The sequence below is a fragment of the Tsukamurella conjunctivitidis genome (genome assembly GCF_007858475.1).
Classification (GTDB): domain Bacteria; phylum Actinomycetota; class Actinomycetes; order Mycobacteriales; family Mycobacteriaceae; genus Tsukamurella; species Tsukamurella conjunctivitidis.
In genome coordinates this window covers 115,645-139,786 of record NZ_VIGX01000006.1, presented here as the reverse complement: position 1 = coordinate 139,786, position 24,142 = coordinate 115,645, and the positions used below count along the sequence as shown (strand labels likewise).

Here is a 24,142-nt window from a genome sequence, read left to right as displayed (position 1 = left end):
GGCGGACCGCCGCGACGCCGAGGCCGTCAGACGATCGCCCAGACGATGAGCACCATCGCGAAGCCCACCACGGACAGGACGGTCTCGAGCACCGACCAGGTCATGAGCGTCTGCTTGACGGTCATGTTGAAGTACTTGGCGACGATCCAGAAACCGCCGTCGTTGACGTGGCTGAGGATGATCGACCCGGCCGAGATCGCGATGACGATGAGCGCGATCTGCGCCTGCGAGTAGTTGCCGGCCGCGACCGTCTCGCCGATGATGCCGGCGGTCGCGGTGATCGCCACCGTGGCCGAACCCTGCGCGATGCGCAGTGCGCAGCTGACCAGGTACGCGGTCACGATGAGCGGCAGGCCGAGGTCCGACATCGAGTCGGTGAGTGCCGTTCCGACGCCCGTGGCCCGCAGGACCGCGCCGAACAGGGCGCCCGCGCCGACCACGAGGAGGATCATGCCGATCGGCTTGAGCGCCGCGCCGGTCATCTCGGCGAGCTGCGTGGCGTTGATCCCCCGGCGGATGCCGAGCAGGTAGAAGGCCAGCACCACGGCGATGGTCAGGGCGATCGCGGGCGTGCCGAGGAAGACGAGGATCGAGAAGGGCTTCGTTCCCGGGGTCAGCCACACCGAGCCGAAGGTGCCGCCCAGGATCAGCAGCATCGGCACGGCGATGATGAAGGCGATCAGCGCCAGCGGCGGCCGGTCCTTGCTGGCGTGCTCCTCCTCCGGGACGAACTCCTCCGGCACGTCGACGATCACGCGCTTGCCGATCCACGTGCCCCAGACGACGCCCGAGGCGAACCACGCCGGGATGCCGCAGACCAGGCCCATGACGATGATCCAGCCGAGCGAGGTGTGCAGCAGGCCCGCCGCGGCGACGGGGCCGGGGTGCGGGGGCAGGAAGGCGTGGGTCATCGACAGGCCCGCCAGCATCGGCAGTGCGTACATGACCAGCGATTTGCCGCCGCGCTTGGCGGCGACGTAGACCAGCGGCGCCAGGATGAAGATGCCGATGTCGAAGAACACCGGGATGCCCAGGATGAGGCCGGTGACCCCCATGGCGAGCGGCGCCCCCTTGGGCCCGAACAGCCTGAGCAGCCAGCTGGTGAGCACGTCGGCGCCGCCGGATCGCTCGAGGATCGCGCCGAGCACCGTGCCGAGGCCGATGATCGGTGCGATGTGCCCGAGGATGCCGCCGAAGCCGGTCTCCAGGATCGATTGCGCCGCCCCCTTCTGCGGCGACCCGACGAGCTTCTCGACGGAGACGCCGGCCACCAGTGCGAGGGCGACCGACACGATGATCAGCGCGATGAAGGGCTCGAGCTTGACCTTGATGATGAGGACGAGCAGGACCGCGATCGACACCGCTGCGAGGGTCAGCAGACCCCCGGTGTCGTGCTGCAGCCAGTCGATGGCCGAGGACATGAGTGGTACTCCCGTTCTGGAAGAAGGTCAGAGCGCGGCGACGAAACGCGCGGCGCGGACAGTGATGTCGGCCCAATCGCCGGCGGCGACGGTGTCGGGGGGCACGACGGACGTGCCGGCGCAGACGGCGACGGCGCCGGCGCCCAGGAACTCGCGGGCATTGGCCTCGCTGACGCCGCCCGAAGGCAGCAGCGGCAGGCCGGGGAACGGACCGTGCAGGTCCTTGAGATAGCCCGGGCCGAAGGCGCGCGCGGGAAAGATCTTCACGGCCACCGAGCCGAGCGCGGCCGCGCGGGCCACATCGGTCGGGGTCAGTGCTCCGAGGAAGACGGGGACGCCCAGGTCGCGCGCAGCCTGCGCGACCTCCTCGTTGACGTCGGGGGTGACGAGGAAGCGCGCGCCCGCGTTCACCGCGTCGCGGGCCTGCGCGGCGGAGCGCACCGTGCCCACACCGAGGTTCGTGCCCTCGACGGAGGCCGCCCGTTCAAGGTGGCCGAGCACGTCGGGCGTGGTGAAGGTCAGTTCGACCGTGCGGATCCCGCCCTCGGCGAGCGCCCGGCACAGGGCGGCCGCGTCCGGGAGGTCGGGGGCGCGCACCACGGTGAGCGCCCGGTCGGCGGCCAGCGCGTCGAGCAGGCCGGATGGGTCGTCGGTGGTCACAGGACTCCTTCTTCCGTGAGGCGCAGCGCGCCGCCCGCGAGCGCGCCGGTGGTCTCCCCGTCGTCGAGCGCGGCGACACCGCGGACGAAGACGTGCGTGAATCCCGCTGCGGGCGTGCGCGGGGCGTCGTAGGTGGCACGGTCGATCACCACGTCGGGGTCGAACAGTGCCAGGTCGGCGGCGTAGCCCTCGCGGACCAGGCCCCGTCGGACCAGGCGGAGGCGACGGGCGGCCCGGCCGGTGAGATGGCCCACGCACTCCTCGAGGCTCATCAGGCCGAGGTCGCGGCTGTAGTGGCCGAGGTAGCGGGCGAAGGTGCCCCACGCGCGCGGGTGCGGTTTGCCGCCGACGAGCAGGCCGTCGCTGCCGCCGGTGTGGGTCCGGTGGCGCATGATCGCGCGCACGTTCTCCTCGTGCCCGACGTGCTGCAGGATCCCGGTCGCGAGCCGATCGTCGAGCAGGATGCCGATGCACACGTCGAACGGGTCGCGGCCCTCGTCGGCGGCGATCCGCGCGACGGTCCGGCCCACGTAACCGGCCAGCGCATCGTCGCCGACGCCGCTGATCTCGATGGTCTCCCACTCCGCGATCACGCCGTGGCAGCCGTCGGATCCGGTGTGCTCCAGGTGCTCCCGGATGCGGGCGAGATCCTGCGGGTCGCGCAGCCGCACCAACGTCGCGTCGGCGCCGCCGGCCGCGGCCCAGCTGGGCAGGATCGCGGCGAGGGTGGTGGCGCCCGGCAGGTAGGGGTAGGTGTCGAGGGAGACGTCCGCCCCGGCGGCGACGGCCTCGTCGAGCAGCGTCAGCAACTCGGGCGCGCGCCCCTTGTTGGGGCCGAAGTTGAGGGTGGCGTGCGCGAGGTGCAGCGGGCAGCCGGTGCGGCGCGACAGGTCGATCATCTCGGCGTAGGCCTCCATCGCGCCGGCGCCGTAGCTGCGGTGGTGCGGCGAGAAGTAGCCGCCGAGTTCGCCGGTGGTCCGCATGAGCGCAGCGAGCTCCGCGTCGTCGGCGTACATCGCCGGGGTGTAGGTGAGGCCGGTGGACAGGCCTACGGCGCCCTCGCGCAGGCCCTGCGCCAGGATCTCCTGCATCCGTTCGACCTCGGCCGGGGACGCGACACCGTCGTCGAAACCGCGGGTGAGGGCGCGGAGCAGGCCGTGCGGTACGAGATAGGCGAGGTTCGTGGCGGTCCCGGCCGCGTCGAGATGGTCCAGGTACTCGCCGACGGTCCGCCAGGAGAAGTCGAAGTCCTCCGGGTCCGTGTTCCAGCCGGCGATCTGGCGCCGCACCACGGCCAGCGTCTCGTCGGAGACGGGCGCGTAGCTCAGGCCGTCCTGGCCGATCACCTCGCACGTGACGCCCTGCGTGATCCGCGAGGGATGCTCGGGATTGAGCAGGACCTGCAGGTCGGAGTGGGCGTGCATGTCGATGAAGCCGGGGCTGAGCACCAGCCCGTCGGCGTCGATGACGCGGCGCGCGGGCCCGAGCTCGCTGCCGATCGCGGCGATGACGCCGTCGGAGATCGCGACGTCGGCGGTGTAGCGCGGCGCCTCGGTGCCGTCGACGACGGTGGCGGCGCGGATGACTGTGTCGTGCATGGTGCGCCTCTAGAAGTAGGTGGAGATCATGTCGACGACCCGCGGGTTCGCCCCGTCGTCCGCGACCACGGGGATGACGCGCCACTTGTCGAAGACGGTGCAGGGATGGCTCAGGCCCAGGCGCACGACGTCGCCGACGGCGAGCGGATCGCCGGCGGGCAGGCGCAGGAAGGCGTGCTGGTCGTTGACGGCGGAGATCTCCGCGTCGATCGGGCGTGCGGGCTCGCCGAGGCCCGCGGCGGCGACCTGCGGCTCGGGCAGGCCCTCGTCGAAGGAGACGTCGCGCCGGCCCACGTCGAGGAGGGCGAGGCCGGGCTCGGGCCGCGAGATCACGCGGGCCCAGACGTGCATGGCCGACCGCAGGCGGGGCGCGCCGGCCTCGCGGCCCGACGGCGTGATGCCGCGGTAGAAGCCGTCGTCGTGGATGATGTACGCCCCCGAGCGGATGACGACGCGTGCGTCGTCGATGTCGCCCAGGATCGCGGCGACGCGGTCGAAGTAGGCGCTCCCCCCGGCGGAGACGACGATCCGTCCCTCCGGGTAGAGCGGGCGCAGGCGGGCGTGCAGCTCCTTCAGCGTGCGGAGGTAGTCGTCGACGGTGCCGAGCGCCGCGGACGAGGTGTCGTGCGCGAAGGCACCCTCGTAGCCGGTGACCCCGCCGAGGCGCAGCCGCGGAGAGGCGGCGATGCCCTCGCCGATGGCGAACGCCTCGTCGACGGTGCGCGCGCCGGTGCGGCCGCCGGGGCCACCCAGTTCGACGAGCACGGTGGGCTGCCGGGTCGCGGCGGCGAGCCCCCGCTCGAGCACGTCGACGGTGCCGAGGCCGTCGGCCCAGAGGGTGACCTCGAGCGCCGGGTCGGCGTCGAGCGCCTCGCCGAGCCAGCGGATCCCGGCGGCGTCGGCGATCGCGTTCGCCACGTGCAGGTTCCGGAAGCCGGTGGCGACGGCCACCTGCAGCTGCGGCAGGTTGGCGACGGTGATCGCCGTGGACCCGGCGTCGAGCTGGTCCTGCCAGAGCGCGGGCGCCATCGTGGTCTTGCCGTGCGGCTCGAGATCGAATCCGTGGGTGGCGGTCCACCGGGCGAACTCGGCGACGTTGCCGGCCATCGCCGCCCGGTCGAGCACGAGAACGGGCGTGGAGAGTTCCGCCAGACGGGGCTCCCGGGCGAGGAAGTCGGCCGTTGTCATGCCGTTCGCCCATGCGGGTACTGCCTTGTCGAGCACACTCAACTCCACCGGCCGGGCACCGTTCCCGTTGACCATCATGCGTCCCAATCTGCTATGTTGCGTATATTGCAATCATCGTTGCGTGATGCGTGTCACAGACGCTAGCATTGCGGCGAGGACCTGCACAACCACGAGACCGAAGAGGGGCACGACGCGTGACTGGAGCTCGGATCGCGTGCCTCGGGGAGCCGCTGGCACTGGTCGCCGCGGCGGACCTCGACGCCGCCGCTCCCGCCATGCACGCCGGCGGCGCGGAGGCGAACGTCGCCGCGGGCACCGCGGCCCTGGGCACTCCCACCGCGTTCCTCAGCCGGGTCGGCGGGGACGCCGAGGGGCGGCGGATCGTCGAACACCTGCGCGCGCACGGTGTGCGGACGGAGGGCGTCGAGGTCGACGAGACGGCGTTCACCGGTCGGTACGCCAAGACCGAGGGCGTCGACGACGCGGGCGAGCCCGTCACCGCCAGCACGTACCGGCGCGCCGGCAGCGCGGCCGCGGCGATGGGCCCCGACTTCCTCACCCGCCCCGCGGTCGCGGCGACCCTCGAGGCCGCCCGCATCGTGCACACCAGCGGGATCACACCGGCCCTCTCCCCGTCGTGCGCCGCCCTCACCCGCGCCCTGCTCCGCGACCGCACCGGCGTGCGCGGCACCGTGACCTTCGACGTCAACTGGCGCGAGCAACTCTGGCCCGATGGTGACCCGTCTGTCGTCATCGAGCTGGCCCGCTGCGCCGACGTCGTGCTGGTCGGGTCCGACGAGGCCGAGCGCGTGCTCGGCACCGGCTCCGCCGCCGAGATCCGCGCCCTGCTCCCCGAGCCGCGCACCGTCGTCGTCAAGGACGGCGCGCTGCGCGCCATCGTCGTGGACCGGGCGGGCGCGGAGATCGCGGTCCCCGCCCTCTCCGTCGACGTGGTCGAGCCCGTGGGGGCCGGCGACTCCTTCGCGGCGGGTTTCCTGCACGGGCTCGCGCGCGACGAGGACCTACGCAGCTGCCTGCGCCGCGGGCACGCCGGCGCCGCCGCGACCCTGACGGTGCGAGCCGATTTCGCCACCCTGCCACCCGAGGCGATGACGGCCCTGCTGGCCTGCGACGACGACGCCTGGTCGGACGCGCACGTGAGCCCGGACGGGATCCGCATCGCCGGCGCGGACTTCCCGCCGCCCCGGGAGAGCCGAGCACCATGAGCCAGAGCCTGACCCGCGCGCTGGAGATCCTCCGCCTACTGGGCGAGGGACCGGCCTCGCTCGACGAACTGGCCGACGAGCTCGGCGTGCACAAGACCACCGTGCTCCGCCTCCTGCGCCCGCTCACGGAGGCACGCTTCGCGTACCACGACGAGGCGCACCGCTACCACCTCGGCTCGCGCGTCTTCGACCTGGCCGCGCGCGCCTCGGAGCAGCGCGGGATCCGCGAGATCGCCGCGCCCCATCTCGTCGCGTTCAACCGCGAGTACGGCCGGACCACCCATCTCGCGGCCCGCGAGGGCGACGCGGTGGTCTACATCGACAAGCTGGAATCGCGCGACCTCATCCGCATGTACTCGCGGGTGGGGATGGAGGTCAATCTCAACTCCAGCGCCGTCGGCAAGCTCATGCTGTCGACGCTCCCCGACGACGAGCTGCGGCGGTTCGTCGCCGGAATGGACTTCACCCGGCGGACCGCGAACACCATCGTGACGCCCGAGGACTACCTCGCCGAGATCGACCGCGTCCGCGCGCAGGACTGGGCCGCCGACCGCGAGGAGAACGAGCCGACGATCAATTGCATCGGCGCGCCGGTCCGGGACGCGACCGGCACCGTCGTCGCCGCGGTGTCCGTCTCGGTGCCCGACGTGGTCCTCCCCTTCGACGAGCTGTTGGAACTGCTGGAGCCGCTGCGCGCGACGTGCGCGGCGATCTCCCGCGACTGCGGGTACCGCCCGCGCTGAACCTCCCGGACACCCCGGGAACATCCGAAACACCCACGAGAGCAAAGGAATCACCATGACCGCGACCGCCGTCTCCACCACCGACGCACCCGCTCCGGCCCACTTCTTCTCCCAGGGCGTGCGCCGCGGTAACATGCTGCAGGTCTCGGGCCAGGGCCCGATGGACCCGGCCACCAACCAGTACATCGCCGCGGGCGACGTCAAGGAGCAGACCCGGCGCACCCTGGAGAACGTCAAGGCCATCCTCGAGGCCGGCGGCGCGTCCGTCGCCGACGTGCTGATGTTCCGTGTGTACCTCACCACCCGCGACGACTTCGCCGCGATGAACGAGGTCTACGGCGCCTTCATCGCCGAGAACGTGCCCGAGGGCGCCGCGCTCCCCTGCCGCACGACGGTCTTCGTCGACCTCCCGCACGAGGTGATGCTGGTGGAGATCGACGCCCTCGCCGTCCTGGACTGACTCACGCGCCGGCCGGCCGGCCGTACTCGGACAGCAGGTCGTCGGCGGCCTTCTCGCTCGCCAGGTAGACGGCGGAGGCGATGAAGAACCCCGGGATGTCGGGGAACACGGAGGCGTCCACCACGCGCAGGCCCGGGACTCCGCGCACGCGGAACCGCCCGTCGAGCACGGCCGACGGATCGTCGGCCGCGCCGATCTTCGCGGTCCCGCACGCGTGGTGCCCCCACGCCTCGTCGCGGACGAACTCGGCGATCTGCTCGCGGGTGGACCTCGCCGTTCCCGGGGTCAGTTCCTCTCGGACGCCGATGGTCTCGAGGTTCCGCGCGATGGCGCGGGCGATCTCCACCCCGTCGACGACACCGGTCAGGTCGCGCTCGAATCCGGGCGACCCCTCCTCGAAGTAGCGGAAGGCGATGTGCGGCGCGTCGCGAGCGTCGGCCGACCGTAGGGTCACCGAGCCGGCACGGTTCTGGGTGTGCGCCTTGAGGACCAGGATCGACAGCCGGTCGTGGTGTTGCGCGCCCTCGCGGGCGTACCCCGGGTAGTAGCCGTGGAAGTCGATCGGGAGGGCGAAGACGATCAGGTCGGACGCCTCCCCCGCGACGCTCGACTTCGCGATGAGCGCGGCGAGCGAGCCGTTCGTCGCATACGGGCCGTCACGGCTGTCGGTCCACTCCTGGTACAGCGCATCCGGATTCGACGGGTCGGCCGGGACGTCGAGCGGCGAACCGTCGAACAGTGGGTAGTCCCGGTCGAGGCCGAAGGTGACCGCGACCTCGTACCGGTCGTGCAGGTTCGCCCCGACACCCGGTGCGTCGACGCGGACCGGGACGCCCCACCGTTCGAGTTCGGCGCGCGGGCCGATGCCCGAGAGCTTGAGGAGTTGCGGCGTGTTGAACGCGCCGGCCGCGAGGATCACCTCCTTCCGGGCCCGAACGATCGTGGGCTCCGGATCCGCGGGCACGTCCGGCACCCGCCTGCCCGGGTCGCGGGGATCGGAGCGGCGGGGCGCCGCGGTGTAGAGACGCCGCCCCGACCGGTACTCGACCCCGTGGGCCCGCCCGCTGTCGTCGAGCAGGACTTTCGTGACGAGGGCGTCGAGCCGTACCTGCAGGTTTGGCGTGCGGGAGACGGTGTCGGCGACGCGTTCCCGCGCCCCGTTGCGGACGCCGCCGCGGACGGCGACGGGGATGAACGACATCCCCTGGAAGTCCTGCGGCGTGTCGGCGGCGTTCGCATCGCGCGGGAGACTGACATCCTCGGGGATGCCGAACATCTGCCTACTGGTGGTCTCGATCGCGGCGATCACGTCGAGGAAACGCGGCTCGCGGCCCGCGAGCTTCGGGGCCGCGCGCGTGACGCCGAGCCAGCCGGCCGCGTCCGTGCCGCGCCTTCCGGTCGCGAGCGTGGGCGTCGTCGCCGGGGAGGGGTTCCGCGTCCACGGCCCGCCAATCCTCCAACCGCTCGATCCGCCGGCGCATCGCCTCCGGTCCCCAGGAATCGTCACTCGTGAGGTCGGCGAGCCGCTCCCAGTCGCTCGAGTGCGGGTAGATGTGCACCATCGCGCTGATCGCGGTGCTCCCACCGAGCGTGCTCCCCCGTGGGTAGAGCACGCCCGCCTCGGCCCCGACGTACTTCGCATCGCGCCGCGCCTGCCGCGGATCGTCCCAGTGGTCGACGAAGAAGTCCCATCGCATGTCCGCGTCCTCGCTCGCGTGGCCCTGCATGATCGGGACGCTGTAGTACGGGCACTCGTGATCGTCACCCGCTTCCAGAACCAGCACGGTGTGCCCAGCGAGAGCGAGCGCGGCGGCGAGCGGCCCTCCACCCGCACCCGATCCCACGACGACGAAATCGAACTCCTCCGTGCGCTCCGGTGCAGCCATCGGTACTCCCGTCGGCGTGGTCCATCGATCTCGCCAGCGTAGACCGTGATTGATACATGCGCATGTTGCAATGTATGGTCGTCCGGTGATCTCACCGATCGAGGGGCGGAGCTGACATGAGCGGACACGCGGGACACGACCACGGGGTGTCGGCGGACGCCGACAAGCGCTGGCTGAGCCTGGCGCTGGGACTCATCGTCGCCTTCATGGCGATCGAGGTGACGATCGGCATCATCGCGAGCTCGCTCGCGCTGATCACCGACGCCGCGCACATGCTCACCGACGCTGCGGCGATCGTGCTCGCGCTGGTCGCGATCAAGATCGCCGCCAAGCCGGCGAAGGGCGGGTACACCTGGGGCCTCAAGCGGGTGGAGATCCTCTCGGCGCAGGCCAACGGCATCACACTCCTCCTCCTCGCGGCGTTCTTCGTCTACGAGGGGATCTCGCGGCTGATCACGCCGCCCGAGGTGGACGGGCGGCTGGTCTTCTTCACCGCGCTCGCCGGGTGCGCCGTGAACCTCGCCGCCACGTGGTGCATCCGGCGCGCGAACCGCACCAGCCTCAACGTCGAGGGCGCCTACCAGCACATCCTCAACGACCTCTACGCCTTCATCGCCACCGCCATCGCCGGCGCAGTCATCTGGGCCACCGGCTGGGGCCGGGCGGACGCGATCGCCGCGCTCGTCGTGGCGGCGCTGATGCTCAAGGCCGGCTGGGGACTGGTCAAGGCGTCGGGGCGGATCTTCCTCGAGGCGGCGCCCGAGGGCATCGATCCCGCCGAGGTCGGACGCGAGGTCGCCGCCGTCCCCTCGGTGACCGAGGTGCACGACCTGCACATCTGGGAGATCACGTCGGGCCAGCCGGCGCTCTCGGCGCACGTCCTCGTCGACGCCGTCGCGGACTGCCACGCCGTGCGCTCGAAGATCAGCGGCATGCTCCACGACGAGTACGGCATCGAGCACGCCACGCTGCAGGTCGATCACGCGGGCGCCGAGGACCACTGCGACGACCCGCACGGCGAGTCCTACCGGGCGGAGTGAGCCGCGCCACGAACCTTCTCAACCCTGGTTGTTTAGGTTAGGCTCCCCTCCATGAATGCAGGACGTTCCCTCCTCGCCGCGGCGGCCGTGGCCGCCACGATCGGCACCGCAACGACGCCCGCCGTCTTCGCCGCCCCGACGCCGGGCACCGTCGTCATCGTTCCCGGCCAGTACATCGGCGCCCTGCCGTACCAGCCGATGAAGGCCGCGTTGGAGCGGTCCGGATACCGAGTGGACGTGCTGAGCCTGGCCGGCCTCGATCTCCGGGCCGATGCCTCGGCGATCGGCACGGCCGTGGATCGCGCCCGCGCGAACGGCGGTGGTGTCTCGCTCGTCGGCCACAGCGTGGGCGGCCTCAGCGCGCGCTACTACCTCAAGGCGCTCGGCGGAGCCCCCAAAGTCGCGCGGTACGTCGCGATCGGCACGGCGCAGTACGGCAGCCCCGCTGCCTGTTCCCAGTCCGGCACGGCCCGAGAGGTGTGCCCCGGCTCCGGCTTCCTCACGACGCTGAACAGCGGCGTCGGCGCCGCGGGCCCGACGCAGTACTACTCGATCCGGAGTGCCAAGGAATGGGCCGACGGGCGCATCACCGGACCGCAGTGCCGGATGACGCCGGTGCCGTCCGCCACCGGGAACGGGGGCTTCGACCACACCCTCGAGCCGGTGGACCCGCGGGTCATCGCACAGGTCCAGGCCGCGGTTGCCGGACGGTGCGAGGGCGTACGCGCCAACGACCCCGCGGGATCGATCCGGGTCGAGAACACCCTCTATCCCGCCGGCAAGGCCGCCAGCGGAGGCTAGCGAGCGCCGCCCATCGGCCGGTGCCGACCGGCTCAGGATCCGGTGAAGGGCGGCACCACATAGCAGGGCACCGGCCTCGGATGCTGCGGATCGAGCGCGTTGAGCACGAAGTACGCCGCCCGGCGTGACCCCGCGATCGCCAGGTGGTCCGAGAAGTCCTGGCCGCACGTGTCCTGCACGACGACGTTGGTGACCTTGGTTCCGGGCGGCCCGGCGAGCTGCCCGCTCGTGTACGGCAGCACCAGCTCGTCGAACCGGGTGGAGATGTTCGTGTACTCGACGCCGCGCACGTAGGGCGTGCCGCCGGCCCAGATCTTGTCCAGGAACCGCGATCCCGGCAGCATGTCGCCGATCGACTCGAAGATCGGGAAGTACGGATCGGGCGCGTTCAGGCCGCGCACGAAGACCGAGACGGCCTTGCCCAGATCACCCCCGGTGCCGCGCCACAGCGGCGCGAGCGAGACGTACCTGCCCACCTTCTCGGCACCGCCGAGGTACTTCACGAAGTACGACGGCATGAGCGTGCCCTGCGAGTGCCCGATCAGGTCCACCTTCGCCGCGCCCGTCGCTGAGAGAACGCGTTCCACCACCGCCTTCAGCTGCTGGGCACTGGTCGCGAGCGGCCGCGTCCCGCCGATCTGGTTCACCGGCCAGGGCGCGCCGGGCAGGGCGCCGTAGGTGAACGAGAAGACGCAGTAGCCGTCGTTCTTGAGCAGCGGCGCGTAGGCGCCCCAGTTGGTCTGCGAGCCGCCGCCGGTGCCGTGCACGAGCACGACGGGATGGGGGTGACGCACCGTCGGCCTGCAGGAGTAGTCGTTCGTCCCGGGCAGCGAGCCGTTCGGGTTCGTCAGCTCCGACGGTATGCCGCCGAAGAAGTTGAAGTTCTCGGGCAACGGCGCCGCGGTCGACGGGGCCGCGACCAGGAGCGCGATGCCGGCAGCCGCGACGACCGCGCGTCGCCATGCGGAACGCAGGTTCATGGTCACCGAAGCTAACCCACCGGACCTCTCCCGGACGGAGATTCCTAGAACTTGTTCCACCGCATCGAAACTCCGGCCGACGGTGAGCAGTACTCAGTTTCCCGACTAATTACCCATATGCGACATTGTGTGTGATCTCGCAAAGGCGTACACCGTAAAGACCGCGGGAGAGGGACCGTCCCGCGGTCGTCGTCCCCCGGTCTGCAGGAGTTCCCATGTCCACTTCCCTCATCCGCGCCGCCGCCGTGGCGTTCGCCGTCGCCGCGCTCGCCCTTCCGGCCGCGGTCTCGAACGCCGATCCGACCTATAAGAACTGCACCGAGGTGCGCCAGGCCGGCAAGGCGCCGCTCCTCAAAGGCCAGCCCGGATACAGCTCCAAGCTCGACCGCGACGGCGACGGCATCGCCTGCGAGGTGAAGAAGTAGCACCGGACACGGAAGCGCCCCCGACCAGCGGTCGGGGGCGCTTCGCTGTGGAGCCGCCGGGAATTGAACCCGGGTCCTCCGTCATTTCTACGGGGCTTCTCCGTGCGCAGTCCGCTCTGCCTCTACTCGGATCTCCCGGTCTCACGGACGAGCCGGGATGACGATCCCAGTCGCTGTTGAATGTCCCCCGCGATGCCGCGACCGCACCGCGGGGTGAATCCCTCTAGCTGATGCCAGTACCCGGGCCGAGGGCGAACCCGGACTGACAGACTCGCCTGGCTGCTTAGGCAGCGAGAGCGAAGTCGCGCTGATTGGAATCGGCGCTTATAGGGTTGCTGCGACGCTTACGGTGGTCTCCAGCCTGCACCGGCACGCTTCCCCCGCGTCAACAAACGAAGTCGAAACCGATCGGCCCCTCATCGTCCGCCTCAGCGGAAGCCCTCCTCTTTCGAGGTGGAGATTCCACGATACCTCACCGCGCGGGGCCCATGTCCAATGGTTTTCCGGTAGCCCTCGTCACACCGGTGATTGTCGCCGAAGCCCTGATCAGACGGTGCGCGGGCGCACGCCGGCGGCGGAGGCGTTCATGTTCATCAGCACCGTGAGCAGCACCGCACCCACGCGATGCGCCAGCGAAACGACCTTGGCCCGATTCTCGACACTCATTGGATCCGCTCCTCACTTGAGTCTCACGAGTCACATCAGTAACTCGTATCCCAAGTGAACGCCCGCGGAGGCTCGATCTCAACGCGCCACGCCGGACACCGTCGGAAGAATCAGCCGCGCATGCCCTTGACGCGCCGGCCGAGCTCGCGGACCAGCTCACGCTCAGCGGTGCGGCGCGCGATGTCCTGCCGCTTGTCGTAGTCCTGCTTCCCCTTGGCGAGCGCCAGCTCGACCTTCACCCGGCCCTCGTTGAAGTACATCGACAGGGGCACCAGCGTCTGATTGCCCTCGCGGATCTTGCCGGTCAACGAGTCGATCTCACGGCGGTGCATGAGCAGCTTCCGCGTGCGCCGCGGGGTGTGGTTGGTCCACGAGCCGTTCCCGTACTCCGGGATGTGCAGGCCGCGCAGCCAGACCTCGCCGTCGTCGATGGTGGCGTAGGCGTCGACCAGCGAGGCCTTGCCCTCGCGGAGCGCCTTCACCTCCGTACCCACCAGCACCACACCGGCCTCGAAGGTGTCGAGGATGGCGTAGTTGTGGCGCGCCTTGCGGTTGCTCGCGATCACCGAGCGCCCCTTCTCCTTCGCCATCGTCCCTTCCCTTCCGTTTCGGCCGCCGGAGCGGCTGGACAACCACTCCATCGTACGGGTGTCCGACGGTGCGCGGAAAGCGACTTTCGTCCGCGGCTACTCGCGCACGTAGAAACGGAGGGTCACGTAGGCCGTGACCGCCGCGAAGCCCGCGCCCACCACGTACAGCCACGGCGAGACCAGCAGGACGTCCGTCACGGTCACACGGGCGAGGAGGTTCTTCGAATAGAACTCGCTCATCGCCCAGTCGAAGACGAGCTTGTTGCCGACGAACAGGCCCACGACGGCGAGCGTCGCGCCGATCACCGCGGAGAGGACGGCTTCGAGCAGGAACGGGAGCTGCGTGTACCAGCGCGTGGCGCCCACGAGCCGCATGATCGAGACCTCTGTGCGCCGCGTGTAGGCGGCGACCTGGACCATGTTCGCGATCAGCAGGACGGCCGCGATCGCCTGGATCAGCGCCACGAAGAACGCGGCGTTGCGCGCACCGTCGAGCACGGAGAACATGCGCTTGACCACCTCGCGCTGGTCGAGCACGCTCGAGACGCCCGGCTCGTTCTTGATGGCGTCGATGACACCGCCGAACTGCTTGTCGTCGTTGATCCGCACCTTGAAGGACGCGGGCAGCACGCCGGGACGCACCAGGTCCGCGAGGTCGGGCTGGTTCGCGAAGGTCTTGGTCTTGGCGATCTCGTAGGCCTTGTCCTTCGAGATGTAGTCGATCGAGTCGACACCGGGCTGCGACTTGATCTTCGACTCGAGCGCCTGGCACACGGACTTCTGGCAGTCCGGATCGTCTGCGGCGACCTTGTCGTCCACGAAGACCTGGATCTCGACGCGCTGCAGGAAGATGTCCTGGCTCTTGTCGGCCATCCGCACCACGAGCAGGCCGCCGCCGAACAGGCCGAGCGAGATCGCGGTGGTCAGGATCATGGCGATCGTCATGCTCACGTTCCGGCGCAGGCCGGTGACGACCTCGCTGGTGATGAAACTGGCACGCACTGGGAATTCAGTCCTTCGGTTCGTCGTCGGTGGGCGGGGCTGCGGCCGCGGCCGTCAGCGGCCCAGCCCGTACACGCCGGTCGCGTCGTCGCGCACCATCTCACCCATGCGGAACTCGATGACGCGGCGGCGCATCGAGTCGACGATGTGACGGTCGTGCGTGGCCATGACCACGGTGGTGCCGGCCCGGTTGATCCGGTCCAGCACGTCCACGATCTCGGCAGAGGTATCGGGATCCAGGTTGCCGGTGGGCTCGTCGGCCAGGAGCAGCAGCGGCCGGTTCGCGATGGCGCGGGCGATCGCGACGCGCTGCTTCTCGCCGCCCGAGAGCTCGCTCGGCATCCGGCTCGCCTTGCCCCCGAGACCGACGTAGTCGAGCACCTGCGGCACCGTCCGGTCGATGACGTTGCGCGGCTTCCCGATCACCTCCAGGGCGAACGCGACGTTCTCGGCCACCGTCTTCTGCTGCAGCAGCCGGAAGTCCTGGAAGACGCATCCGAGCGACTGCCGCAGCTGCGGGACGCGCCGGCCGGACAGCTTGTTCACGTGGTAATCGCCCACGTAGACGTCGCCGTTGGTCGGCTTGTCCTCCTTGAGCAGCAGCCGGAAGAACGTCGACTTCCCGGAACCCGAGGGCCCGATCAGGAAGGCGAACTCCCCCTTGCCGATCTCGAGCGACAGGTCGTGGAGCGCCGGCCTGGCCGACGCCTTGTACATCATCGTGACGTTCTGGAGCGTGATCACGAGCGCCCAGTCTACTGACGCCGCCGACTAGCCCGCCGGAACCGTCGTCGTCGGTGCGCCGCCCGAGGCCGGCGGCTCCGTGCTCGCCCCCGGAAGGCCGGGCACCGGCACCCCGCCCGGCAGCACGATCCCGCCCGGTGACGTGGTGGTCGTCGTCGCCCCCGCCGGCGCGGAGGAGCCCGGTTCGCCCGAGCGGCCCGGCACCGTCGACGACGGTGCGCCGGACTCCCCCGGCGCGCCGGACGGGCGAACGGTGCTCGACGGCGCCCGCGGGGTCGTGGTCACCGGCGCGTCGTAGGTGGGCTCCGGAGTCGCGGGAGGCGCCGTGGCGCCCGGCCGCGGCCCCAGGGTTTCGCGCTGTTCCTTCGGGACGAACTGCGCGTACAGGTCGAGATACCACCACAGCAGCCCGACGAAGAGCAGCAGTAGGACGACGGTGCTGGTACGCGCCCGGGTGTGCGGGATCGTCTTCGGGATCCGCTCCCAGGCGGCCGGGAGGATCCGCGTGGGTTCGGCGGGCTCGGCCGGCTCGGTGACCGTCCGGTCCTCCGGAGGGTTCGGATTCTCGGTCACTGGGGCTTCACCTCCTCCTCGTCCTCGACGGTGTCGGTGACGGGGGTGACGTCGATGCCTGCGGTCGCGAGGCTGCGGACGATGCGCTCGCGCAGGTTGCGTCCCACCTCGAACTGCTTACCGGGGAGCGTGCGCGCGACCATCCGCAGGTTCACCTGATCCAGGTCGATGGACTCGATGCCCATGAGTGTGGGCTCGTCGAGGAGCAGCGTGGACATCTTGGGGTCGTGGTAGGCCCGCTCCCCGACGCGGTGCAGCAACGCGTTGACCTTGCCCATGTCGACCGTCTTCGGGAGCGGGATGTCGACCACCGCGCGCGCCCAGTCCTTGGACAGGTTCGTGGCCTTGACGATCTGGCCGTTCGGCACGGTGATGACCTCGCCGTCCGTGTTGCGCAGCTTGGTGACCCGCAGGGTCACGTCGGAGACGGTGCCCTCGGCGATCGATCCGCCGGTGAGCGACAGGTTCACCACGTCGCCGAAGCCGTACTGCCGCTCGGTGATGAGGAAGAAGCCGGCGAGCAGGTCCTGCACGACGCGTTGCGCGCCGAAGCCGAGGGCGGCGCCGATGACGGTCGCGGGGGCGACGAGCGCGTTGATCGGCACGCCGAGCGCCTTGACGATCTGGTACGCGGCGAACAGGTAGATCGCGGCGATCGCGACCCAGCTGATCACCTGGATCAGCGCGTGCTGATGCTTCGCCGACTCCGAGCGGACGAGCGAATCACTGTTCTTGAACTGGGCGTCGATGCGCATGGTGACGCGGGCGGACGCCCAGTTGACGAACCGGTTCGCCAGCACCGCCGCGAGCACCCACAGCGATACCGGCAACACCCGCTCGAACATGAGGTACCGCCACCCCGTGAGATCGGGGAGGATCGAGTTCGCGAGCAGCGTGCTACTCGTCATCGCCACGCATCCGCCAGCGGATGCCGGCCTCGACGAAACCGTCCAGGTCACCGTCGAGCACGGCCGACGGGTTGTTCACCTCGTACTCGGTGCGCAGGTCCTTGACCATCTGGTACGGGTGCAGCACGTAGGAGCGCATCTGGTTGCCCCACGAGGCGCCCTCGTTGGTCTTGAGCGCGTCCATCTGCGCGCGCTCCTCCTGCCGCTTGCGCTCGAGCAGCTTGGCCTGCAGCACCTTCATGGCCGAGACCTTGTTCTGCAGCTGGCTCTTCTCGTTCTGGCAGGTCACGACGATGCCGGTCGGGATGTGTGTGAGGCGCACGGCGGAGTCGGTGGTGTTGACCGACTGGCCGCCCGGACCCGACGAGCGGTAGACGTCCACGCGGACCTCGTTCTCGTCGATGTCGATGTGGTCGGTGGTCTCCACCACGGGCAGCACCTCGACCTCGGCGAAGGAGGTCTGACGGCGCCCCTGGTTGTCGAAGGGGCTGATCCGCACCAGCCGGTGCGTGCCCATCTCGACGGAGAGCGTGCCGTAGGCGTAGTCGGTCTTGACGGCGAAGGTGGCCGACTTCAGGCCCGCCTCCTCGGCGTAGCTGGTGTCGTAGACCTCGACGCCGTAGCCGTGTTTCTCGGCCCACCGCACGTACATGCGCATGAGCATCTCCGCCCAGTCCGCGGCGTCGACGCCGCCGGCGCCCGCGCGGATGTTGACCAGCGCATCGCGGGCGTCGTACTCGCCCGAGAGCATGGTCTTGACCTCCATGGCCTCGATCTCGGTGCGCAGCTGGGCGCGGTCGCCGTCGGCGTCCTCGAGCGCGGCGGCGCGGTCGTCGCCCTCCTCGGCGTCGGCCAGCTCGTAGAGCACCGGCAGGTCGTCGAGCCGCTGCCGCAGGTCGGTGACGCGGCGGAGCTCGGCCTGGGCGTGCGAGAGCTGGCTGGTGACCTGCTGCGCGTTGGCCTGATCGTTCCAGAGCTCGGGGTCGGACGCCTTGTGTTCCAGCTCGTCGACGCGCCGGCGCAGCTCGTCGAGGTCGATCACCTTCTCCACCGTCTGCAGGGTGGTGTCGAGGCTCTCGATGTCTGCGGCTACGTCAGGTTGCACAGTCACTCAGGATACTGGCCCGGGCCGCCGTACGAGTCCGGTGGCGGGGTAAGGCTGCCGAGCTGCCACGAGCTGTCGATCTTGCCGACCTTGTAGAACACGGGCAGCCGGTCCCCGACCTCCGGCCAGCGCTCGGCGAAGTCGATCACGAGCCGCCGGTAGACGTGCGTCGGCGGCGTGCTCGGGCCCTCGACGGTGCCCGACACCGTGACGAAGGCCTGCCCCTTCTGATCGGGCTCGACCGGCCGCGGGCTCACACCGCTGAGCGTGAGCGTGCCGTCCTCCATCCCGGGGCCCGCGGGCGCGGTGCCGAGCGTGCCGCGCTTGGAGCGCTGCCACATCACCACCAGCGCACCCACCATCGCCGCGAGCATGAGCACCCAGATCCATTCCATATGTCCAGATTACCGACGGGGACGGCCCCGCGCCCGTACTCCACCTCCGCTACCGTTCTCGCATGTCGAGCGCATCGTCGAATACTTCGCACCCCGATCTGGCCCTGGCCCTCTCCCTCGCGGACGCCGCCGACGAACTGACCATGGCCCGATTCGGCGCCCTGGATCTGCGGGTCGACGCCAAACCCGACCTGACGCCGGTCTCGGACGCGGACCTCGCGACCGAGACCCTCATCCGGGAGCGGCTCGCCGCGGAGCGCCCCGGCGACGCCGTGCTCGGCGAGGAGTTCGGCGGCGAACCCGCCTTCTCCGGGCGGCAGTGGGTGGTCGACCCGATCGACGGCACGAAGAACTACGTGCGCGCGGTCCCGGTGTGGTCCACCCTGATCGCCCTGTTGGAGGACGGCGTGCCCGTGGTCGGGGTGGTCTCCGCCCCCGCGCTCAAGCGCCGCTGGTTCGCCGGCGCGGGCCTCGGCGCGTTCGTCGCGTTCGACGGTGCCGAGCCCCGCCGGATCTCGGTCTCGGGCGTCCGGGAGATCGCGGACTCGTCGATCTCCTTCTCCGACCTGTCCTACTTCCCCGACTCCGGCTCGCGCGAGCGCTTCCTCTCCCTGGCCGCCGACGCCTGGCGCCTGCGCGGCTACGGGGACTTCTGGAGCTACTGCCTGGTCGCCGAGGGGGCCGTCGACATCGCGGTGGAACCGGAGGTCTCGCTGTGGGACCTGGCAGCGGTCGAGATCGTGGTCCGCGAGGCCGGCGGTGTCTTCACGGGCACCGACGGGACGCCGGGACCGCACGCGGGCTCCGCCGTCGCCGCGAACCCCGTGCTGCATCCCCAGGTCCTGCGCCGTCTCACCCGCTGACACGGCGACACGTCTTTCGTCCCACCTCTTGGCACGCAACTTACCGAGGAGTAAGGTCTCATCTGACTGATGAGTAAGTTGGCGGCGAGGACGTCGGGAACAGCCCTCGACCTGCGTCGCCACGACGACGAGATGGTGGAGATGAGCACGTCAACCGATCCCCGGGACACCAGCGCCATCGGGAAGAACCCGATCCGGCGGAACCCCACGGGCCAGCTGATCCGCGCCCTGATGGCCGTAGTGCAGACGCCCTTCGTACAGAACCGCGGCCTGCAGGACCTCGTGAACCGCGTCGCGTACGAGGGCACGAAGACCGGTTTCAAGGCGCTCGGCGCGGCGAACCGCACCTTCAAGGTCGTCGCCGGCACCGGTAAGCCGAAGCGGCTGGCCTCGAGCACGAAGTCGAACTACGACCTGACCCCGGATGACGAGCAGCAGATGATCGTCGACACGGTGAAGGACTTCGCCGCCGAGATCGTCCGACCGGCGGCCTTCGACGCGGACGCCGCGACCGAGGCGCCCGAGTCGCTCCTCGGCCGCGCCACCGAGCTCGGCATCACGATGATCAACGTGCCCGAGGAGCTCGACGGCGCCGGCAGCGACCGCGGCACCGTGACCAACGCCCTCGTGGCCTCGGCCCTCGCCCACGGCGACATGGGCCTCGCGCTGCCCATCCTCGCCCCCAGCGGCGTCGCGGTGACGCTCGCGCAGTTCGGCTCCGACGGCCAGCAGCAGACCTATCTCACGGAGTACGCGGGCGAGTCCGTGCCGCAGTCCTCCGTCGTGATCGCCGAGCCCGGCGCCCTGTTCAACCCGTTCGCGCTCGCCACCAAGGCGACCCGCACCTCGGGCGGCTATGTGCTCAGCGGCGTGAAGTCGATGGTGCCGCAGGCCGGTTCGGCCGAGCTCTTCGTGGTCGGCGCCGAGCTGGACGGCAAGCCCGCGCTGTTCATCGTGGAGTCCGGCACCGACGGTGTGATCGTGGAGGGCGACCCGAGCATGGGCCTGCGCGCCGCATCGCTGGGCCGCCTGAACCTCAACAACGTCAAGGTCCCGGCGACCGCACTGCTCGGCGAGGTGGACCTGGACACCGCGGCGCAGAACTACACCGACGTCGTGCGCCTTGCCCGGCTGGGCTGGTCGGCGCTGGCGCTCGGCACCTCCCGCGCCGTCCTCGATTACGTCACCCCGTACGTCAAGGAGCGCGAGGCCTTCGGCGAGCCGATCGCCCACCGCCAGGCCGTCGCGTTCGCCGTGGCCGACATGGCGACCGAGATCGAGGGCCTGGAGTTGCTGGTCTGGCGGGGCGCCTCGCGCGCCGAGCAGGGCCTGTCCTTCGGCCGCGAGGCCGCGCTCGCGCGGAAGTTCGCGACGGACAAGGGCATGCGGATCGGCCTGGACGGCGTGCAGCTGCTCGGCGGCCACGGCTTCACCAAGGAGCACCCGGTGGAGCGCTGGTATCGCGATCTGCGCGCCGTGGGCATCGCCGAGGGCGTCGTCGTCCTCTAGACCGACCTTCTGAGACCGAAAGAACCATCATGGCAATCAATCTGGAACTTCCCAAGAAGCTGAAGGCGTCGGCCGAGATGTCGCACCAGGGTGCGGCCGAGATCTTCCGCCCCATCTCGCGCAAGTACGATCTGGCCGAGCACGAGTACCCCAAGGAACTCGACACCATCGCCGCGCTCTACGACGGCCTGGCCGATGCCGGCCAGGCGCCGTCGGCCGCCTCGGGCGACCGCAAGAAGGGCGAGGGCGAGGAGAAGCCCAAGCCCGTCGACGTCACCGCCGGCAGCCGCAACGGCGGCACCATGGAGTCGATCATCAACGCGATCGAGATGTGCTGGGGCGATACCGGTCTCATGCTCGCGTTCCCCTACCAGGGCCTGGGCAACGCCGCGATCGCCGCGGTCGCCACCGACGAGCAGCTCGAGCGCTTCGGCAAGGTGTGGGCATCGATGGCGATCACCGAGCCGTCCTTCGGCTCGGACTCGGCGGCCGTCACCGCGACCGCCGTCCGCGACGGCGACGAGTGGGTCCTCAACGGCACCAAGATCTTCGTCACCTCGGGCTCGCGCGCCGACCACATCGTGGTCTGGGCGACCGTGGACAAGAGCGCCGGCCGTGCCGCGATCAAGTCCTTCGTGGTGCCCCGTGAGCACCCTGGCGTCACCGTCGCCCGGCTCGAGCACAAGCTCGGCATCCGCGCCTCCGATACGGCGGAGATCCGCTTCGAGGACTGCCGGATCCCGTTCGAGAACATCCTCGGCAGCCCCGAGGTGAACGTGGAGAAGGGCTTCGCCGGGGTCATGCAGACCTTCGACAACACCCGTCCGCTGGTGGCCGCCATGGCCATCGGCTGCGCGCGGGCCTCGCTCGAGGAGCTCCGCACCGTGCTCGAGGACGCGGGCATCGTCATCGACTACGACGCGCCCGTGAACACCCTGCCGCACGCCGCGGCGGAGTTCATCCGCCTCGAGTCCGACTGGGAGGCGGCCTACCAGCTGACGCTGAAGTCGGGTTGGATGGCCGATAACAAGCTGCCGAACTCGATGAACGCGTCGATGGCGAAGGCGAAGGCCGGCCGGGTGGGCTCGGACGTGACCCTCAAGGCGGTGGAGCTCGCCGGCGCGCTCGGTTACTCGGAGCGGACGCTGCTGGAGAAGTGGGCCCGCGACTCGAAGATCCTCGACATCTTCGAGGGCACACAGCAGATCCAGCAGCTGATCATCGCGCGTCGCCACCTGGACCTCACGAGCTCGCAGCTCAAGTAGACCAGGGGAGGTACGACGGGGCGTCGGCGCGGATCGCGATCCACGACGGCGCCCCGTTCGCGTGCGCGGGCCCGACGGTCCGCACGGTCGTACTTCCGCCGGTGCCGTCCGACGAAAGTCGTAGCGGCACCCGACGGGGCCGCGACCTTCGGCCGCTCCCCCGCGGCGGAGCGCCCCAGTACCGTGAACCCATGGATTCGAGCGCGGCGGTCCCGCGGTGGCAGCGGTGGTGGACCGCACCGCGCCTGCGGGATTGCGCGTGCGTGCTGTTGTCCGCGCTGCTCGCAGTCGCCACCGCGGCGGTGGAGTGGCAGAGCGGCTCCATCGGCTACGGCAACCTCGTGCTCACCGTGGGTCTCGGCGGCTCCCTGGTCCTGTGGTGGCGGCGGCGGTGGCCGCTCGAGGTCACCGTGGTCGGTGGGATCCTCATGCTCGCCGTCGGATTCCCGGGCGTCGCCCTGCTCGGCCTGTTCACGCTGGCGGTGCGGCGGCGCGACCGCGTACTGGTGATCGCGACCGTCGTCACCGCGGCCTGCCTCGCGCTGCCGCACCCGTGGTCGAGCACCCCGTGGCGGCTCGCGGACACCCTCACCAGTGTCGCGCTCACCGCCGCCTTCGCGCTCTGGGGCTCGTACGTGGGCGCGCGCCGCGACCTGATCGAGTCACTGCGCGAGCGCGCGGTGCGCGCCGAGGCCGAACGCGAGCTGCGCGCCACCCAGGCACGGACCGCCGAGCGTTCGCGCATCGCCCGCGAAATGCACGACGTTCTCGCGCACCGGGTCTCGCTCATCGCCTTGCAGGCGGGGGCGCTCGAGGTGAACGCGGGCGCGGCGTCCGACGCCGTGGAGCGGGCGGCGGCCGAGATCCGCTCCACCGCGCACGAGACCCTGGAGGACCTGCGCGGCGTGCTCGGTGTGCTGCGCGGGTCCGACGCGGAACCGCTCGCACCGCAGCCGGACCTGCGGGACCTCGCGCGCCTGGCGGCGGACTCCCGGGTGGGCGGCACCACCGTCGATCTCGAGATCGACGAGTGCGCCGCCGCACCGCACGCCGTGCCGGAGGCGTTGGGCCGCACGGCGTACCGCATCGTCCAGGAGAGCCTGACCAACGTGCGCAAGCACGCCGGTCCCGCGGCGGTACGAGTCGCGGTGCGGCTGCGCGAGCACCGCCTCTCGATCGAGGTGGTCAACGATCGGCCGCGGTCGGCGGCGCCTCCGCTGCCCGGGTCCGGCTCCGGCTTGATCGGCCTGGCCGAGCGCGTGCAGCTCGCGGGCGGCGAGATCACCTCCGGCCCCACCGGTACGGGCGGCTGGCGGGTGTTCGCCGAGCTCCCCGTCCCCGCCGAACGGGCCTGATCCGCCGGCGCCGTGGCAGGATGGTCACGACCCCAGGAGGCTCCGTGACCCGCATCGTCATCATCGACGACGACCCGTTGGTGCGGTCCGGCCTGCGCATGATCATCGAGTCCGCCGCGGACCTGACGATCGTCGGCGAGGGCGGCGACGGCGCGGAGGCGGTGGGACTGGTCCGCGAGCACCGGCCCGACGTGGTGCTCATGGACATCCGGATGCCCTCGGTCGACGGGCTCACGGCGACCGCGCTCGTGCGGTCGGAGCCGGAGCCGCCGCAGGTCGTCGTGCTCACCACCTTCGACCTCGACGACTACGTGATGCGCGCGCTCCAGGCGGGCGCCGCCGGGTTCATGCTCAAGGACACCCCACCCCGGCAGTTGCTCGACGGTGTCCGGGTGGTCGCCTCGGGCGAGGCGATGCTGTCACCGAGTGTGACGCGCAAGCTCATCGAACGGTTCGCCACGGACCCCCGGGAGGATCGCCGCCGCGAGGCCCTCGCCCGCGTCGCCGTGCTCACCGACCGGGAGCACGAGGTCTTCCTCGGCGTCGCCGCGGGCGGCTCGAACGCGCAGATCGGCCGCGACCTCTTCATGAGCGAGGCCACCGTGAAGACCCACGTCTCGCGCCTGCTGGACAAGCTCGACGCCGCGAACCGCGTGCAGTTGGCGATTCTCGCGCACGACGCCGGGCTCACCCACGGCTAGGCCCCTCGGCGACGACCGTACGACTTTCGTAGGGGGTG

Annotated in this window: 25 protein-coding genes and 1 other RNA gene; 11 read left to right on the top strand and 15 right to left on the bottom strand. The window is 70.6% G+C overall.

The features are described 5' to 3' along the window. Window positions 1-26: 26 nt before the first annotated feature. Genes FK530_RS12825 through FK530_RS12810 form a run of 4 tightly spaced genes read right to left on the bottom strand, consistent with a single transcriptional unit; the run spans window position 27 to window position 4,945 of the window. On the bottom strand, window positions 27-1,421 hold the full coding sequence (locus FK530_RS12825) for a GntP family permease (protein WP_146487419.1): 1,395 nt from the start codon (window positions 1,419-1,421) through the stop codon (window positions 27-29). A gap of 27 nt (window positions 1,422-1,448) precedes the next feature. Then, a complete protein-coding gene (locus FK530_RS12820) occupies window positions 1,449-2,081 on the bottom strand; it encodes a bifunctional 4-hydroxy-2-oxoglutarate aldolase/2-dehydro-3-deoxy-phosphogluconate aldolase (protein ID WP_146487418.1) in 633 nt (210 codons plus the stop codon). Further along, on the bottom strand, window positions 2,078-3,679 hold the full coding sequence (locus FK530_RS12815; RefSeq protein ID WP_146487417.1) for an N-acyl-D-amino-acid deacylase family protein: 1,602 nt from the start codon (window positions 3,677-3,679) through the stop codon (window positions 2,078-2,080). Before FK530_RS12815 ends, FK530_RS12820 begins: the two co-directional genes overlap by 4 nt. 9 nt (window positions 3,680-3,688) lie before the next feature. After that, a complete protein-coding gene (locus FK530_RS12810) occupies window positions 3,689-4,945 on the bottom strand; it encodes a type III PLP-dependent enzyme domain-containing protein (protein WP_231706616.1) in 1,257 nt (418 codons plus the stop codon). Window positions 4,946-5,061: 116 nt separating this feature from the next. Here FK530_RS12810 and FK530_RS12805 point away from each other — a divergent pair, with 116 nt between their 5' ends. Genes FK530_RS12805 through FK530_RS12795 form a run of 3 tightly spaced genes read left to right on the top strand, consistent with a single transcriptional unit; the run spans window position 5,062 to window position 7,296 of the window. Continuing rightward, on the top strand, window positions 5,062-6,093 hold the full coding sequence (locus FK530_RS12805; RefSeq protein ID WP_231706615.1) for a sugar kinase: 1,032 nt from the start codon (window positions 5,062-5,064) through the stop codon (window positions 6,091-6,093). Continuing rightward, window positions 6,090-6,836: an IclR family transcriptional regulator gene (locus FK530_RS12800; RefSeq protein WP_146487416.1), complete on the top strand. Its 747-nt coding sequence runs from the start codon at window positions 6,090-6,092 to the stop codon at window positions 6,834-6,836. The genes FK530_RS12805 and FK530_RS12800 overlap by 4 nt, the downstream gene beginning before the upstream one ends. A gap of 55 nt (window positions 6,837-6,891) precedes the next feature. After that, window positions 6,892-7,296, top strand: coding sequence for a RidA family protein (locus tag FK530_RS12795; RefSeq protein ID WP_146487415.1), 405 nt, complete (start codon window positions 6,892-6,894; stop codon window positions 7,294-7,296). Window position 7,297: 1 nt separating this feature from the next. On the opposite strand, the gene FK530_RS26895 is transcribed toward FK530_RS12795, so the two are convergent. After that, window positions 7,298-8,605: a GMC family oxidoreductase gene (locus tag FK530_RS26895; RefSeq protein WP_205124203.1), complete on the bottom strand. Its 1,308-nt coding sequence runs from the start codon at window positions 8,603-8,605 to the stop codon at window positions 7,298-7,300. Next, window positions 8,577-9,182: a GMC family oxidoreductase gene (locus FK530_RS26890; RefSeq protein WP_205124202.1), complete on the bottom strand. Its 606-nt coding sequence runs from the start codon at window positions 9,180-9,182 to the stop codon at window positions 8,577-8,579. Before FK530_RS26890 ends, FK530_RS26895 begins: the two co-directional genes overlap by 29 nt. A gap of 116 nt (window positions 9,183-9,298) precedes the next feature. Here FK530_RS26890 and FK530_RS12785 point away from each other — a divergent pair, with 116 nt between their 5' ends. Continuing rightward, window positions 9,299-10,222 carry a cation diffusion facilitator family transporter gene (locus FK530_RS12785; RefSeq protein ID WP_146487414.1) on the top strand — a complete coding sequence of 308 codons (924 nt, stop codon included), beginning with the start codon at window positions 9,299-9,301 and terminating at the stop codon, window positions 10,220-10,222. Between the two features lie 51 nt (window positions 10,223-10,273). After that, the gene (locus tag FK530_RS12780; protein WP_146487413.1) at window positions 10,274-11,023 is read left to right on the top strand and encodes an esterase/lipase family protein; all 750 of its coding nucleotides are present in this window, start codon (window positions 10,274-10,276) and stop codon (window positions 11,021-11,023) included. A gap of 32 nt (window positions 11,024-11,055) precedes the next feature. On the opposite strand, the gene FK530_RS12775 is transcribed toward FK530_RS12780, so the two are convergent. Further along, window positions 11,056-12,003, bottom strand: a complete 948-nt coding sequence (locus tag FK530_RS12775; RefSeq protein WP_146487412.1) for an esterase/lipase family protein — start codon at window positions 12,001-12,003, stop codon at window positions 11,056-11,058. A 215-nt stretch (window positions 12,004-12,218) separates the two neighbouring features. Between FK530_RS12775 and FK530_RS12770 the strand changes: the two genes are divergently transcribed. Beyond that, window positions 12,219-12,428 carry an excalibur calcium-binding domain-containing protein gene (locus tag FK530_RS12770; RefSeq protein ID WP_146487411.1) on the top strand — a complete coding sequence of 70 codons (210 nt, stop codon included), beginning with the start codon at window positions 12,219-12,221 and terminating at the stop codon, window positions 12,426-12,428. Window positions 12,429-12,473: 45 nt separating this feature from the next. Here FK530_RS12770 and ssrA read toward each other — a convergent pair. The 8 genes from ssrA to FK530_RS12730 all read right to left on the bottom strand — a co-directional run bounded on the left by ssrA (window position 12,474) and on the right by FK530_RS12730 (window position 18,411). Then, window positions 12,474-12,844, bottom strand: a transfer-messenger RNA (tmRNA) gene (gene ssrA, locus FK530_RS12765). A gap of 360 nt (window positions 12,845-13,204) precedes the next feature. Further along, window positions 13,205-13,684, bottom strand: a complete 480-nt coding sequence (gene smpB, locus FK530_RS12760; RefSeq protein ID WP_068530451.1) for an SsrA-binding protein SmpB — start codon at window positions 13,682-13,684, stop codon at window positions 13,205-13,207. Between the two features lie 96 nt (window positions 13,685-13,780). Continuing rightward, window positions 13,781-14,686 (bottom strand): permease-like cell division protein FtsX, encoded by a 906-nt coding sequence (ftsX, locus tag FK530_RS12755; protein WP_146487410.1) that lies wholly within the window; start codon window positions 14,684-14,686, stop codon window positions 13,781-13,783. 54 nt (window positions 14,687-14,740) lie between these two features. Beyond that, window positions 14,741-15,430, bottom strand: coding sequence for a cell division ATP-binding protein FtsE (gene ftsE, locus FK530_RS12750; protein ID WP_146487409.1), 690 nt, complete (start codon window positions 15,428-15,430; stop codon window positions 14,741-14,743). 27 nt (window positions 15,431-15,457) lie between these two features. Further along, entirely contained in the window at window positions 15,458-16,003 is a 546-nt protein-coding gene (locus FK530_RS12745) for an Rv3103c transmembrane domain-containing protein (protein WP_146487408.1), read from the bottom strand. Then, entirely contained in the window at window positions 16,000-16,911 is a 912-nt protein-coding gene (locus FK530_RS12740) for a mechanosensitive ion channel family protein (protein ID WP_146487407.1), read from the bottom strand. Before FK530_RS12740 ends, FK530_RS12745 begins: the two co-directional genes overlap by 4 nt. Beyond that, window positions 16,901-18,016 (bottom strand): peptide chain release factor 2, encoded by a 1,116-nt coding sequence (prfB, locus tag FK530_RS12735; protein WP_146487406.1) that lies wholly within the window; start codon window positions 18,014-18,016, stop codon window positions 16,901-16,903. The genes FK530_RS12740 and prfB overlap by 11 nt, the downstream gene beginning before the upstream one ends. Window positions 18,017-18,018: 2 nt before the next feature. Continuing rightward, entirely contained in the window at window positions 18,019-18,411 is a 393-nt protein-coding gene (locus tag FK530_RS12730; protein WP_146487405.1) for a hypothetical protein, read from the bottom strand. Window positions 18,412-18,473: 62 nt separating this feature from the next. Here FK530_RS12730 and hisN point away from each other — a divergent pair, with 62 nt between their 5' ends. From hisN to FK530_RS12705, 5 genes are all read left to right on the top strand, one after another. Continuing rightward, window positions 18,474-19,274, top strand: a complete 801-nt coding sequence (gene hisN, locus FK530_RS12725) for a histidinol-phosphatase (protein WP_146487404.1) — start codon at window positions 18,474-18,476, stop codon at window positions 19,272-19,274. 132 nt (window positions 19,275-19,406) lie between these two features. Then, window positions 19,407-20,783, top strand: coding sequence for an acyl-CoA dehydrogenase family protein (locus FK530_RS12720; protein WP_410468432.1), 1,377 nt, complete (start codon window positions 19,407-19,409; stop codon window positions 20,781-20,783). A gap of 29 nt (window positions 20,784-20,812) precedes the next feature. Next, a complete protein-coding gene (locus tag FK530_RS12715) occupies window positions 20,813-22,048 on the top strand; it encodes an acyl-CoA dehydrogenase family protein (protein WP_146487403.1) in 1,236 nt (411 codons plus the stop codon). Between the two features lie 191 nt (window positions 22,049-22,239). Beyond that, window positions 22,240-23,403: a sensor histidine kinase gene (locus FK530_RS12710; RefSeq protein WP_146487402.1), complete on the top strand. Its 1,164-nt coding sequence runs from the start codon at window positions 22,240-22,242 to the stop codon at window positions 23,401-23,403. Between the two features lie 44 nt (window positions 23,404-23,447). After that, window positions 23,448-24,104 (top strand): response regulator, encoded by a 657-nt coding sequence (locus tag FK530_RS12705; protein ID WP_146487401.1) that lies wholly within the window; start codon window positions 23,448-23,450, stop codon window positions 24,102-24,104. The last annotated feature ends 38 nt before the right edge of the window (window positions 24,105-24,142 follow it).